8 protein-coding genes and 1 pseudogene are annotated in these 13,261 nt (G+C 70.0%); 5 read left to right on the forward strand and 4 right to left on the reverse strand.

Features of this window, described 5'->3' with window-relative positions; translation table 11 throughout:
• Window positions 1-167: 167 nt before the first annotated feature.
• The gene (locus IH50_RS0123365) at window positions 168-632 is read right to left on the reverse strand and encodes a MarR family winged helix-turn-helix transcriptional regulator (protein ID WP_030865612.1); all 465 of its coding nucleotides are present in this window, start codon (window positions 630-632) and stop codon (window positions 168-170) included.
• Window positions 633-732: 100 nt separating this feature from the next.
• On the opposite strand from IH50_RS0123365, the gene IH50_RS0123370 reads away from it, so the two are divergent.
• Entirely contained in the window at window positions 733-2,532 is a 1,800-nt protein-coding gene (locus tag IH50_RS0123370; protein ID WP_030865613.1) for an ABC transporter ATP-binding protein, read from the forward strand.
• Window positions 2,533-2,575: 43 nt separating this feature from the next.
• Entirely contained in the window at window positions 2,576-3,484 is a 909-nt protein-coding gene (gene mltG, locus IH50_RS0123375) for an endolytic transglycosylase MltG (RefSeq protein WP_078914076.1), read from the forward strand.
• On the opposite strand, the gene IH50_RS0123380 is transcribed toward mltG, so the two are convergent.
• On the reverse strand, window positions 3,444-4,514 hold the full coding sequence (locus IH50_RS0123380) for an NAD(P)-binding domain-containing protein (RefSeq protein ID WP_030865619.1): 1,071 nt from the start codon (window positions 4,512-4,514) through the stop codon (window positions 3,444-3,446). The two genes, mltG and IH50_RS0123380, sit on opposite strands and share 41 nt — an antisense overlap.
• A 92-nt stretch (window positions 4,515-4,606) precedes the next feature.
• Here IH50_RS0123380 and IH50_RS0123385 point away from each other — a divergent pair, with 92 nt between their 5' ends.
• A complete protein-coding gene (locus IH50_RS0123385; protein WP_030865621.1) occupies window positions 4,607-5,029 on the forward strand; it encodes a secondary thiamine-phosphate synthase enzyme YjbQ in 423 nt (140 codons plus the stop codon).
• Window positions 5,030-5,097: 68 nt separating this feature from the next.
• On the opposite strand, the gene IH50_RS0123390 is transcribed toward IH50_RS0123385, so the two are convergent.
• Window positions 5,098-7,683 (reverse strand): DEAD/DEAH box helicase, encoded by a 2,586-nt coding sequence (locus tag IH50_RS0123390; RefSeq protein ID WP_234328227.1) that lies wholly within the window; start codon window positions 7,681-7,683, stop codon window positions 5,098-5,100.
• A gap of 162 nt (window positions 7,684-7,845) precedes the next feature.
• On the opposite strand from IH50_RS0123390, the gene IH50_RS0123395 reads away from it, so the two are divergent.
• Window positions 7,846-10,842 carry a helicase-related protein gene (locus IH50_RS0123395; RefSeq protein WP_234328228.1) on the forward strand — a complete coding sequence of 999 codons (2,997 nt, stop codon included), beginning with the start codon at window positions 7,846-7,848 and terminating at the stop codon, window positions 10,840-10,842.
• Window positions 10,843-11,402: 560 nt separating this feature from the next.
• Window positions 11,403-11,784: pseudogene (locus IH50_RS40025) on the forward strand (transposase); the annotation flags it as partial.
• 255 nt (window positions 11,785-12,039) lie between these two features.
• On the opposite strand, the gene IH50_RS0123400 reads toward IH50_RS40025, so the two are convergent.
• Complete coding sequence (locus tag IH50_RS0123400; RefSeq protein ID WP_030865630.1) at window positions 12,040-13,254, reverse strand: IS110 family transposase; 1,215 nt, start codon at window positions 13,252-13,254, stop codon at window positions 12,040-12,042.
• Between the last annotated feature and the right edge of the window lie 7 nt (window positions 13,255-13,261).

Genomic DNA, 13,261 nt, shown 5'->3' on the forward strand with positions numbered 1-13,261 from the left:
GGCGGCGGAAACGGGGAAAGACGGAGGTGCGCGCAGTCCGGGGACGGCGGCAGCAAACCGTGACAGGTTGACCCCGCTACGTACCGGGAGGCAAACGGTTTTCCGCACGAGCGCACAGAACCGGCGGTCCGGGCGGCCGGCACCGCCGTACCGTCACGTCACACGGGTCATACGGACGCGTCGCCGCACCGCGTGGGAACCGCCCCGTCGATCAGGATGTCCAGCAACTCGCCCAGTGCCTCGCGCTGGGCTTCCCCCAGCGGGGCCAGGATCTCCTCCGCGGCGGACCGGCGCGCGGCGCGCAGTTCGCGCAGGGCCGCGCGCCCGTCGTCGGTGAGCTCGATCCGGATCACCCGCCGATTGGCCGGATCCGGTACCCGCCGTACCTTGCCGTTCGCCTCCAGCCCGTCGACCAGTGTGGTGACGGCGCGGGGGACCACCTCCAGCCGCTCGGCCAGATCGGCCATGCGGGGCGGTGAACCGTAGTGTGCGAGGGTGCGCAGCAGCCGTGACTGGGCAGGAGTGATACCGAGTTCGCGCCCCTCCAGATGGCGCTTCTGGATGCGGTGCACCCGGCGGGTCAGCCGAAGCAACTGCTCGGCCAGCAGGCCGTCGGGATCGGGGGCGGTCATACGGGAACAATATCAGGATGCCGTTCATTGTGAGTATAGGTAACAATGAGCTGTGCTCATCCCGCTCCCGGATCACCGGGCACCCTCACCGAAGGAGACCATGCACCCCGACCACGAACCCGCCTGGACCCCGCCCGCCGGCGCCGAGGAGCAGCCCCGGCAGGTGCGGCGCATCCTGAGGCTCTTCCGTCCCTACCGGGGCCGCCTCGCGATCGTCGGCCTGCTCGTCGGCGCCGCCTCGCTGGTCTCGGTGGCCACCCCGTTCCTGCTGAAGGCGATCCTCGACGTCGCCATCCCCGAGGGCCGTACCGGGCTGCTCAGCCTGCTCGCGCTCGGCATGATCCTCAGCGCCGTCCTCACCAGCGTCTTCGGCGTGCTGCAGACCCTGATCTCGACCACCGTGGGCCAGCGCGTGATGCACGACCTGCGCACCGCCGTCTACGGCCGGCTCCAGCGCATGTCGCTCGCCTTCTTCACCCGCACCCGCACCGGTGAGGTCCAGTCCCGCATCGCCAACGACATCGGCGGCATGCAGGCCACCGTGACCTCCACGGCGACGTCCCTGGTCTCCAACCTCACCAGTGTGGTCGCCACCGTCGTCGCGATGCTGGCGCTCGACTGGCGGCTGACCGTGGTCTCGCTGGTCCTGCTGCCGGTGTTCGTCTGGATCAGCCGCCGCGTCGGCAATGAACGCAAGAAGATCACCACCCAGCGCCAGAAGCAGATGGCGGCGATGGCCGCCACGGTCACCGAGTCGCTCTCGGTCAGCGGCATCCTGCTCGGCCGCACCATGGGCCGCTCCGACTCCCTGACCGGCGCCTTCTCGGACGAGTCCGAGCGGCTGGTCGACCTGGAGGTCCGGTCGAACATGGCCGGCCGCTGGCGCATGGCCGTCATCACGATCGTCATGGCCGCCATGCCGGCGATCATCTACTGGACGGCCGGCATCGCCCTGCGGACGGGCGGCCCCGAGGTCTCCATCGGCACCATCGTCGCCTTCGTCTCGCTCCAGCAGGGGCTGTTCCGCCCGGCCGTGAGCCTGCTGTCCACCGGCGTCCAGATCCAGACGTCGCTCGCGCTCTTCCAGCGCATCTTCGAGTACCTCGACCTCCCGATCGACATCACCGAGCGCGAGGACCCGGTCCACCTCGACCGGGTCAAGGGCGAGGTCCGCTTCGAGGGCGTCACCTTCGGATACGACAAGAGCGGCCCCGTCCTCGACGGCATCGACATCACCGTCCCCCCGGGCGGCAGCCTCGCCGTGGTCGGGCCGACCGGCGCCGGCAAGTCCACCCTCGGTCACCTCGTGCCACGGCTGTACGACGTCACGGGCGGCCGGGTCACCCTCGACGGCGTCGACGTCCGCGACCTCGACTTCGACACGCTGGCCCGCGCGGTGGGCGTCGTCTCCCAGGAGACGTACCTCTTCCACGCCTCGGTCGCGGACAACCTGCGCTTCGCCAAGCCGGACGCCACCGACGAGGAGCTGCACGCGGCGGCGCGGGCCGCGCAGATCCACGACCACATCGCCGCCCTGCCCGACGGGTACGACACGGTGGTCGGCGAGCGCGGCCACCGGTTCTCCGGCGGTGAGAAGCAGCGGCTGGCGATCGCCCGCACCATCCTGCGCGACCCGCCGGTCCTGGTGCTCGACGAGGCCACCAGCGCCCTGGACACCCGTACCGAGGCCGCCGTCCAGGAGGCCATCGACGCGCTGTCGGCCGACCGCACCACGATCACCATCGCCCACCGGCTGTCCACCGTCCGGAATGCCGACCAGATCGTGGTCCTCGACTCCGGCCGCGCGGTCGAACGCGGCACGCACGAAGAGCTGCTGGAGCGTGGCGGGCGCTACGCGGCCCTCGTACGCCGGGACGCCCAACTGGAGCCGACAAGATGAAGATATGCCGGGTTTGTGGCGATATGCGGGTTACCGTGCCCGCATGCAGACGAACACTCCGTCACGGAGCACGATCCGACTGACGCGCCGGGGCCGTTTCGCCCTCGCGGCGCTCGGGGCCGTCGTGGCCGGCACCGCCGTGGCGGTACCGCTGCTGATCATGAACGGCGACGACGACTCCCGCCCCACGACCCTGGTGATCCCGGAGGGCTGGCGCGCGAGCCAGGTGTACGCCGCCGTCGACAAGGTCCTCGACCTGCCCGCCGGCACCACGAAGAAGTCCCTCCCCAAGGCGGACCTGAAGCTGCCCGACGAGGCCGGGGGCGACCCGGAGGGATACCTCTTCCCGACGACCTATCCGCTGAAGGGGAAGGCGACCCCGCAGAAGCTGCTGTCCCGCATGGCCGACACCGCCGACAAGAAGTTCAACGGAGCCCCGATCGCCGCCGGCGCGCAGCGCAACGCGATGAACGTCTACCAGGCGGTCACCGTCGCGAGCATCGTCCAGGCGGAGGCGGCCACCAAGGCCGACATGGGCAAGGTGGCCCGGGTGATCTTCAACCGGCTGGAGCGCGGGATGCCGCTCCAGATGGACTCCACCGTCGACTACGCCCTGAACCGCGGGGCGCCGCGCACGACGGCCGCCGACACCGAGATCGACAGCCCCTACAACTCCTACCGGCGCATGGGGCTGCCCCCGACCCCGATCGGCAACCCCGGCGAGGACGCGGTGCGCGCCGCGATCAACCCCACTCCGGGCGACTGGCTCTACTTCGTCACCGTCAAGCCGGGTGACACCCGCTTCACGGCCGACTACGCGGAACACCAGCGCAACGTCGCCGAGGCCGGCGCACAGGGGAAGAAGACGGACGAACCGTCGAAGAAGGAAGTGAGCGGCGCGCCCCCGGCCGTCACGCCGCGGCCCGCTCCTCCCGCGCCGTCAGCCGCCTGATGTCCCGCACCGCCGCGCGTCCGGCCCGGTTGGCGCCGATGGTGCTCGCCGAGGGGCCGTAACCGACCAGATGGATCCGCGGATCGGCGACCACCCGCGTGCCCTCGACCCGGATGCCGCCGCCCGGCTCCCGCAGCCGCAGCGGAGCGAGATGCCCGACGGCGGGCCGGAAACCGGTCGCCCACAGGATGACGTCGGCCGCCACCCGCCGTCCGTCCTCCCATTCCACACCGTCGGGCGTGATCCGCTCGAACATGGGCCGCCGGTCGAGCACACCGTCCGCCAGACCCCGGCGGATCACATCGTTGAGCGGCAGCCCCGTCACGGAGACGACACTGCGCGGCGGCAGACCCTGCCGCACCCGCTCCTCGACGAGCGCCACGGCCGCCCGGCCCGCCTCCTCGTCGAAGGGGCCCTCGCGGAAGACCGGAGGCCGCCGGGTCACCCAGGTCGTGGCCGCCGCGTACGGCGCGATCTCCAACAGGTGCTGGGTGCCCGACGCGCCGCCGCCCACCACGACCACCCGCTGCCCGGCGAACGCCTCCGGTCCCGGGTACCGCGCCGTGTGCAACTGCCGTCCCCGAAAGGTCTCCTGGCCCGGAAAGCGGGGCCAGAACGGCCGGTCCCAGGTGCCGGTGGCGTTGATCAGCGCCCGCGTCGACCAGTCGCCGTCCGAGGTCTCCACCCGCAGCCGCCCGCCGGATCCCTCGCGCACCGCCCGTACGTCCACCGGACGCCGTACCCGCAGGCCGAAGGTCCGCTCGTAGCGGTCGAAGTACTCGCCGATCACCTCGGAGGAGGCCCGTGCCGGATCGGCGCCCTCCAGCTCCATGCCGGGCAGCGCGTGCATCCCGTGCACCTTGCCGTACGTCAGTGACGGCCACCGGAACTGCCAGGCGCCGCCGGGGCCGGGGGAGTGGTCCAGCACCACGAAGCCGCGGTCCGGCTCGAACCCGGACCGCCGCAGGTGATAGGCGCTCGACAACCCGGCCTGACCGGCGCCTATGACGACCACCTCGACCTCGCGCATGTCGTTCACGCTTCCACCAACCGTACGGAGGCCGTGGATCTTCCCGTCGGCGCTCCCGCGGGAACCCCGGCGCATGGGCCAGGATGGAGCACATGTCCGATGCCTTCACCACCCGAGTCCTGAACATCGCCACCGGCTCCGACGAGAGGGTCGTCGACATCACCGGCGACTGCGAGTCCTTCCTGCGGGAGACGGCGGCCGGCCGGGACGGCCTGCTGAACGTCTTCGTGCCGCACGCCACGGCCGGGATCGCCATCATCGAGACCGGCGCCGGCAGCGACGACGACCTCCTGGCCGCCCTGCACACCCTGCTGCCCGCCGACGACCGCTGGCAGCACCGCCACGGCAGCCCCGGCCACGGCCGCGACCACGTCCTGCCCGCCCTCGTCCCGCCCCACGCGACGCTCCCGGTGGTGGACGGACGGCTGGAACTGGGCACCTGGCAGTCGGTGTGCCTGGTCGACACGAACGTCTCGAATCACGACCGTACGGTGCGGTTGTCGTTTCTCGGATAGTTCCGCGACATCCGTGACTGGAGGAGTGATCTCCGGCCGTACCAAGTGAGAAACGTGCCCCGCGTCCGTCAGCCGCCAGTGAGCAGGCGTTCACGCTCGGCCGCCACGATCTCCCGCGCCAGCTCGGCGTCCGTGATATCGAACGCTTCCGGGGCGCTGTCAGCGGTTTCGGAGACGCGGGCGAACTCCGCGAAGAGTTGATTCTTGCGCGCCAGTATCTCGATGATGCGTTGGTCGACGCCTTCTTCGGAGAGCAGGCGGTGTACTTGTACCGACTCCAGCTGCCCCATCCTGTGGGAGCGGCCGATTGCCTGCCATTCGGTCGTCGGCTTGAGCTGGGGTTCGCAGATCACGACGACCGACGCCGCCTGGATGTTCAGACCGACGCCGCCCGCCACGATCTGGGCGACGAGGACGGCCCCGTGGGGGGCCTGGGAGAACTCGTCGACCATGCTCTGTCGCTTCGCGGCGGACACGGAACCGGTCAGGGGCCCGAAGACCTTCCCCGGGAGGACCGACGCCACTTCGTCGAGGACATTGCGGAAGTACGAGAAGACCAGCACCTTGCGCTTGTTGTCCTCCGCCTCCTGGACGATGTCGATGAGGCGTTGCATCTTCTCGGATTTGACGCCGGCGAGCAGGGCGGCCTGGCGCATGGCCGCGAAGTTGCCTTCGATGACAGCCGCGCGGTAGTGCTGCTCGTCGACGCTGGACATCGGCATCCACTCGTCGACCTCGACCCGCTCCGGGAGCTCGGTGAGGACGTCTTCCTGGTTGCGCCGCAGGTAAGCCGGGGCCACCTGCTTCCGGAACTGGCGAGGAGCGAGCTCCGAGGCACTGACCGACAGGTCCGGCCGGAGGTAGCCGACGAGATTGCGGAATTCCTCGATCCTGTTCTCCAGCGGGGTGCCGGTCAGGAGGACTGCTCGCTCCGATGCGTGGATGAGGGCCGTGGAACGCTGGGTGCGTCGGGCATCCGGATTCTTGATGTAGTGCGCTTCGTCGAACACCAGGCATGCGGGTGCGGCGCGTCCGGGTATCCGTCCCTCCATCCAACCGAGGGTGTCGTAGGTGGTGACCGCGACTCCGCCGTTGCGGATCCAGGACCTCAGCGCGTCGTCGCGACCCGGCCCGTGCAGGCGGTACGCGCGCAGGTCGGACTTCGTCCGGACTTCGCGCACCCAGTTGGTCACAACGGTGGCGGGACACACCACCAGGAAATGGAAGGAGCCTTTGGCGTGCAAGTGGGTGAGCACGGCAAGGGATTCGACCGTCTTCCCCAGGCCCATCTCGTCGCCGATGATGACCTTCCGCTGCACGATCGCGAAGCGTGCGCCGAATGACTGGTAGCCGCGGAGAGACGCCTTGAGATGGCTGGTGTCGAGCTTGAGTTCCCTGACCGCGGCGACGATCTCGGCCGGCAGGTCCCCTTGGCTCTTCTCGGCGTCGTCCGCCAGGAATCCGAGCTCCGCGAGCATCGCGTAGTAATCGGCCGGCCGGGCGCTGAAATCCTCCCAGGGATCACCGTCTGCGACGTCGGCCCCACCGTTGAGCAACGCCCCGCGGCGCTCAACGGCCGTCAGCGCGGCACGCAACTCGGCGACGGTCCGGGCTTGGGGGACAAGAACGACGTGGGAGGCCCGGGAATCGAGACTCTGGAGGAGCGGTCGTACCGCGTCGGCGGCGGCGAGGTCCGCTGTCGCGTTGCGGATCGAGCGTGCCGTGTCCCACGCCCGCAGCGCCGTGAGGAGCTTCGTGGTGGCCTGGGACCGGTTCTTGATGTCGATGCGGACCGGCATCTCGTCCAGCGTGGTCTGCCAGATGGTCCGCGCGGCGCCGACCATCCGGTTGCCCGTCGTCTCACCGACTCCGGGAAGCGATCGAATCCGTGATCTCTGGTCGAGGACCTGCTGCACGTTCCCGATTCCGGCATCGATCAGGGCATTGATGCGCAGCTGGCCGCTGGTTGCGTCCTTGAGCCGTTCGACGGGCATTTCGGCGAGCAGCTTGCGCACCTCGGCCTGCCGGACGGCATTGCCGGCGGCGCTGACCGCCGTCCTGAACTCGTTCTCTTGGTGCAGGGCCCGGTCCATCGCGGCGAGCGCGGTCCTGGCGGCGTCCAGTTCACGCCGTTCGACGAGTTCGGCCCGGGCGCCGAGGCGGTGGCCGAAGCCGACGGCGTCATCGAGGAGGGCCGGGAGTCCGACCGAGGGGACGGCACTTCCGTTCCGAGCCGCCAGGCTTTCCAGGTCGGTGACGAGCCGGGTGCTCGCAACCTGCTCGTGCAGCGAGGCCAGGTAGGCCGCAGCCTGCCCCGCTTCGTTCTTGCGGCTCTTGCCCGAGAACAGACGGCGGGCGCCGAACAGCGCCCGGACGGCCGTCAGCGCTCGGTCCGCGTCGCCGGTCAACTGGTCGATGCCCTGCCGGACAGGGGCACTGAGCTCCGGAAGAGCCCGGCGTCGGGCCAGGGAGGCCACCAGGTCGGTATCAGACGGCGTGAGCTGCAGTACGCGCCATGCGGTGCTGCTCCCGGTCCCGAGTGACGTCACGCGCCCGAGGAGTCGCCTGGCGGCGTCCTCCGCCGCCGTCTCGACCGGCTTACGCTGCTCGACGATCTGCACCGCGAGCTTGCGCCACCCGCTGATCTCCTCCACCACACCACGCAGGTGCTGACGTGCTTCTCGCTCCATTACCCCCGCCACTCGCACAACCTCTGGGAAGATTAGCGACCCCGGTCGGCGAACGTCGACGGGGGTCAGGGAACCGCCGGAACGTCCGAGTAGCGTTCGCCGGCCGCCAAGCAGGAGGTTGTGTACGTGCTGCTCGAGGAGCTCAAGCCGGGACTGCGGATCAGCGGACTCATACCGGCGGAGGCAGTCACGGTCATCGCCGCCCAGTGGCACGGTGCGAACGCGGTCGAGCTGACCTACAAGACCGCCGGGGGCGGCCTCGACCAACGGGTCGTCTTCCGCAAGGACGAGGACAGGCTGAGCGTCGCGCACCGTGGCAGCCGCGCCTTCGACGCGCCCGCCGGCGACTTCAGACTGGCCGCGGAAGCCCAGCGGATCTCACTGGCCGGCTTGTTCGACCCGATGCTCGCCGTGGCGACCAGTGACGTTCAGCCGCTCCCGCACCAGATCCGCGCCGTGTACGGCGAGCTCCTGCCCCGTACACCGCTGCGCTTCCTGCTCGCCGACGATCCGGGCGCGGGAAAGACGATCATGGCTGGCCTCTACATCAAGGAGCTCTTGCTGCGCGATGACGTCAAGCAGTGCCTCATCGTGGCCCCGGGAGGCCTGGTCGATCAGTGGCAGGACGAGCTCTTCTTCAAGTTCGGCCTCCGTTTCGACCTGCTCACGAACCAGCTCATCGACTCCCAGCCCCATGTCAACGTCTTCGAGACCCACCCGCTGCTCATCGCCCGCATGGATCAGCTCTCCCGTAACGAGCACCTGAAGGCCCAGCTCCAGGAGACGGAGTGGGACCTGATCGTCGTCGACGAGGCGCACCGCATGGGTGCCCACTACTTCGGCGGCAAGGCGGAGAAGACCAAGCGGTTCCAGCTCGGTGAGATCCTCGGCGAGCTCACTCGTCACCTGCTCCTGATGACGGCGACCCCGCACTCGGGGAAGGAGGAGGACTTCCAGTTCTTCCTCACGCTGCTGGACCGTGACCGGTTCGAGGGCAGGCGGAGGAAGAGCGCCGACGTCAGCGGGATCATGCGGCGCATGATCAAGGAGGACCTGCTCACCTTCGAGGGCAGGAAGCTCTTTCCCGAGCGCATCGCGGAGACCGTCCCCTACGAGCTCACGGCACTCGAGTACGACCTGTACGAGGACGTCACCCACTATGTCCGTGAGGGCATGAACCGCGCCGGCCGCATCGGTGGCAAGCGCAGGAACACGGTCGGCTTCGCGCTCACCGTTCTGCAGCGACGCCTGGCCTCCAGCCCGGAGGCGATCCACCGGAGCCTCGTGCGGCGTACCGAGCGCCTGGAGCGCAAGAGGCAGGAGATCCTCGACGGGACCTCTCGCGAGAGCATGCCCACCGTCGACCCAGTCGACTTCGACACTGACGAGCTGAACGCCGAAGAGATCGAAGAGCTGGAGGAGGAACTGCTCGATGCCGCGACGGCGGCGGAGACGGTCGAGGAACTCGACGCCGAGCTCATCGAGCTGAGGGCATTGGTGAAGACGGCGCAGCGGGTCCGGGAGGCCGGTACGGACCGCAAGTGGACCGAGCTGTCCGCCCTCCTCCGCGACCACGCGCTGGTGACGGACGCCCATGGCCGGCCCCGGAAACTCATCATCTTCACCGAGCACCGCGACACCCTCCGCTACCTGCAGGACAAGATCGGGTCGCTGCTGGGCGAGCCCGGTGCCGTCAGGGCCATCCACGGCGGCGTACGCAGGGCGGAGCGCCGGCAGATCACCGAGGAGTTCACCAAGAACCGTGATGTGCGGATTCTGCTGGCCACCGACGCCGCCGGCGAGGGACTCAACCTGCAGGCCGCACACCTGATGGTCAACTACGACCTGCCCTGGAACCCCAACCGCATCGAGCAGCGCTTCGGCCGCATCCACCGCATCGGCCAGGAGGAGGTCTGCCGGCTCTGGAACCTCGTCGCCTCCAACACCCGCGAGGGTGAGGTCTTCACGCGCCTGCTGGAGAAGCTCGACCAGATGCGCGAGACGTACGGCGGGAAGGTCTTCGACGTCCTGGGGCAGGCGTTCGCCGAGACCCCGCTGCGGGACCTGCTCCTCGACGCCATCCAGTACGGTGAGCAGCCGGCTGTCAGGAACCGGATGCACGAGGTCATCGACAGCACCGTCGGAGAGGGCCTCAAGGACCTCCTGGACGAGCGTGCGCTCGCTGTGGAGCACTTCTCGGACGCCGATCTCCGCGCCTTGCGTGCCGCGATGGACGAAGCCCGCGCCCGACGTCTTCAGCCCCATGACATCGCATCGGTCTTCAAGGGCGCCTTCACCCGGCTCGGCGGCCGGATCGTCGCGCGCGAACAGGGGCGCCACGAGATAGCCCACGTGCCGCAGCGCGTCCGCTCGGCAGGCGACGGGCCCATCGCCACCCGCTACGATCACGTCACCTTCGACCTCGACCGCGTCCGGCCCGACGCCCGCGCCCACGTCGACCTGCTCGTCCCCGGCCACCCGTTGCACGACGCCGTCATGACCGAGACCATCCGGACCTTCGAGGGCGCCCTCAACCGGGGCACCGTCCTCGTCTCGGCCACGCTCGAAGAACCGAACCTTCTCGTCGGGGTGGTCGAAGAGGTCGCGGATGCCACCGGTGCGTCGGTGGCCCGGCGGTTCGCCTACCTCTACGTCGACAGCCGCGGCACTGTGCGGCCGGCCGGCCCCGCGCCCTACCTCGACTGCGCCGATGCGCCCGACGGCGCGTCGGCCGACATCGCGCGTGGTCTTCCCTGGCTCGCGGATGCCGAGGCCAAGGCGACCAGCTGGATCATCGCCAACCGGCTTCCCGCGTATCTGGCCGAGGTCCAGCCCCGTCGCCTGGCAGAGTTGGTCAGGACCCGCGAACTGGTGACCGAGCGCCTGACCTCCGAGAAGGAGCGGCTGCTCCTCGACGCTGCTGCGGCCTCCGAGAAGGAACGGAGGGGCGAGAAGCCCAAGGAGTCCTCCGCGAGCCTCCACCGCAAGGCTGCCGGGCTTGATGTACGGCTCCGGGAGCGTCTCGCACTGCTCGACCAGCAGCAGTCGATGTCGACGAAGCCGCCACAGATACTCGCCGCGGCGCTTGTGCTGAGCGCCCCCGGTCCGCTCTCTCGCACGTGATGATCGCTCGTGTGTGATCACGGGACGGCGTGAAGCGCGGCGGACATGCGATTCGGCTGATCCGCAACAGGTCGAGTACCCGCCGACGCCCACCGGTTCCCGCGTGCTGAGCCGCCCACCAGGACAGGGTCTGGTGAGGCCCGGCTATGCTGCGGGTCGTCTTGACGGAGGTCGGCGGACACAGGCGTGGGCATCGCCTGCTTCAGCTTCTGCTGCTGGCGCCGCACGGCCGCGGACCGGGCCGCCCGGCAGTCCTGTTCCCCTCATCCCTCCCCCGCAACCCCTGTCAACGCCCTTACCCGGGAAGGGGTTCCCTGAGGAGAGAGGGGTGGCCGATCAGGACCGCGGCGGGCACCGCCCTCTGCCGGACGGGTCGGCGACCGGCGCTTGCGTCACCCTCGTATGCGCCGCGCATGCCTTCCGGACTTCGCGACGACCGGCCGAAGTCCCCAGGAGACGTGGCGTCGGCCTGAACCTCTGCCGCATCGTCTGCGAGCCACGGAAACCGAAGCCGGGACCCTACGGCCACCGTTCCCCTCGGATGCCGGCGTGCAGCAGGAACAAGATCCGGGGTCTCCCGGATCCGCGCGGACCTCGACGAACGACTGGACGCCTTCCGGACCCGTCCGCTGGGCCACATCCGCTTCCCCCGCCTGTTCCTCGACGCCACCTACGTCAAGGCCCGCGTCGACCACCGCATCGTCTTCCAGGCGATCGTCATCGCCACTGGGGGCACCCCCGGCCGAGGGCTGGGGGAGCGTCACCCAGGACGGCGGCCGCGAGGTCGTCGGCGTCGTGGCCGGTGACAGCGAGACCGAAGCCTTCTGGATCCGGTTCCTGCGTCACCTGCGGGAACGCGGACTGAGCGGCGTCCGCCCGGTCATCTCCGACAGCCACAGCGGCCTGGTCAAAGCGATCCGCAAGGTCATGCCCGGGGCTGCCCGGGAAAGTCGCTCGTCGGCCCGCCTCGTACAGCCAAGCCGGAGCCCCCGTCGGCCTTCCGGTCGCACAGCACCTCGCCGGTGCGGCGATCGGTGCAGGAGGCGATCCGCGGGAAGGCCGTGCCCCGTACACCTGATGCGGGTCGAAAGCGCGGGCGGCGCAGGAGAGTTGATCGTGAGGGGCGGGGGATCCCGCGATGCGGATGTGCCGCTGCCGGGCGTGCACGGGCCCGCCCGTTGATGCTCCTATTGGCTGTCAAGCGGCGGTGAGCCAGTCGCGGTAGGTGTTGGCGAGGTCGTCGTCTCGGCGGATTCCGCGTTCGAGGGTGGAGATCGTGGCGGGCCAGACTCCGAAGTGGCGGGCCGCTGCGGTGAGGGTGATGTTCTTCGACTGTCGCAGGGGGCGCAGGTCGGCGATGTTTGGGATGGTGACCGTGGTGGTCAGGCAGCGGAACATCTCCCGGGCGATGGCCCGTTTCAGCAGCCGGATGATTTCCTTCTTGGTTCGGCCGGCGGCGGTCTGCCGTGCCACGTAGTCGCGGGTGCGGGGATCGCTGGACATGCGGACCAGGGCGATGCGGTAGAGGGCGGCGTTGGCCGCCCGGTCGCCGCCTCGTGAGAGGCGGTGCCGGTTCGTGCGGCCGCTGGAGGCGGGGACGGGGGCGGCTCCGCAGAGGGCGGCGAAGGACGCCTCGGTCCGCAGGCGTTCGGGATTGCCTCCGGCGGTGACCAGCAGCTGGGCGGCGGTGTCGGGGCCGACGCCGTAGGCGGCCCGCAGGCCGGGGTTGTGGACGGTGACCTCACTGTCGAGGGCCCGGGTCAGGGCCTGGTGTTCGGCGGTGAGTTCCCTGACGCGCCGGGCGAGGCTCTTCAGCGCGGTGAGGACCGCTGTGTGGACCGCGTCCCCGGCCGGTCGCAGCCGGGCCAGGGCGTCGATCCGGTCGGCGCCCTTGAGCTGCCCGAACTTGGCGCGGATGCTCTCGGGCGCGGTGACGAGGATGTGGGTGATCTGGTTGAGGGCGGCGGTGCGTGCCTTGACGGCGGAGCGGGCGGCGTTGTGCAGGGCGCGTATGCCGGCGACGGTGTCGTCCTTGGGCGAGCTGGAGGCCCGGCCGGACAGGGCGGCGCGGGCGGCGGCGTAGGCGTCGATGGGGTCGGACTTGCCGATGCGGCGGCGTTCGGCCCGGTCGGGCCGGTTGACCTCGACGATGTCAAGGCCCGCCGAGCGGGCGGCGCGGGTGAGGCCGGCCCCGTAGGAGGCGGTGCCTTCCACCCCGATCGCCCTCACGTGGCCGTGGGCGCTGAGGAAGGCCAGGGCCGCGGCGTATCCGGCGGCGGCAGTGGCGAACTCGGCGTCCGCGAGGTGACCGCCGTTGTCGCTGATGACCGCGACGTGAATGGTGTCGGCGTGGGAGGCGACGCCGCCGAACACGATCTGGTCCGTGGTGTCGTCCGCGACCGCTGATGTCATGCTGATG

This window comes from Streptomyces sp. NRRL S-37 (assembly GCF_000721605.1).
GTDB lineage: Bacteria > Actinomycetota > Actinomycetes > Streptomycetales > Streptomycetaceae > Streptomyces.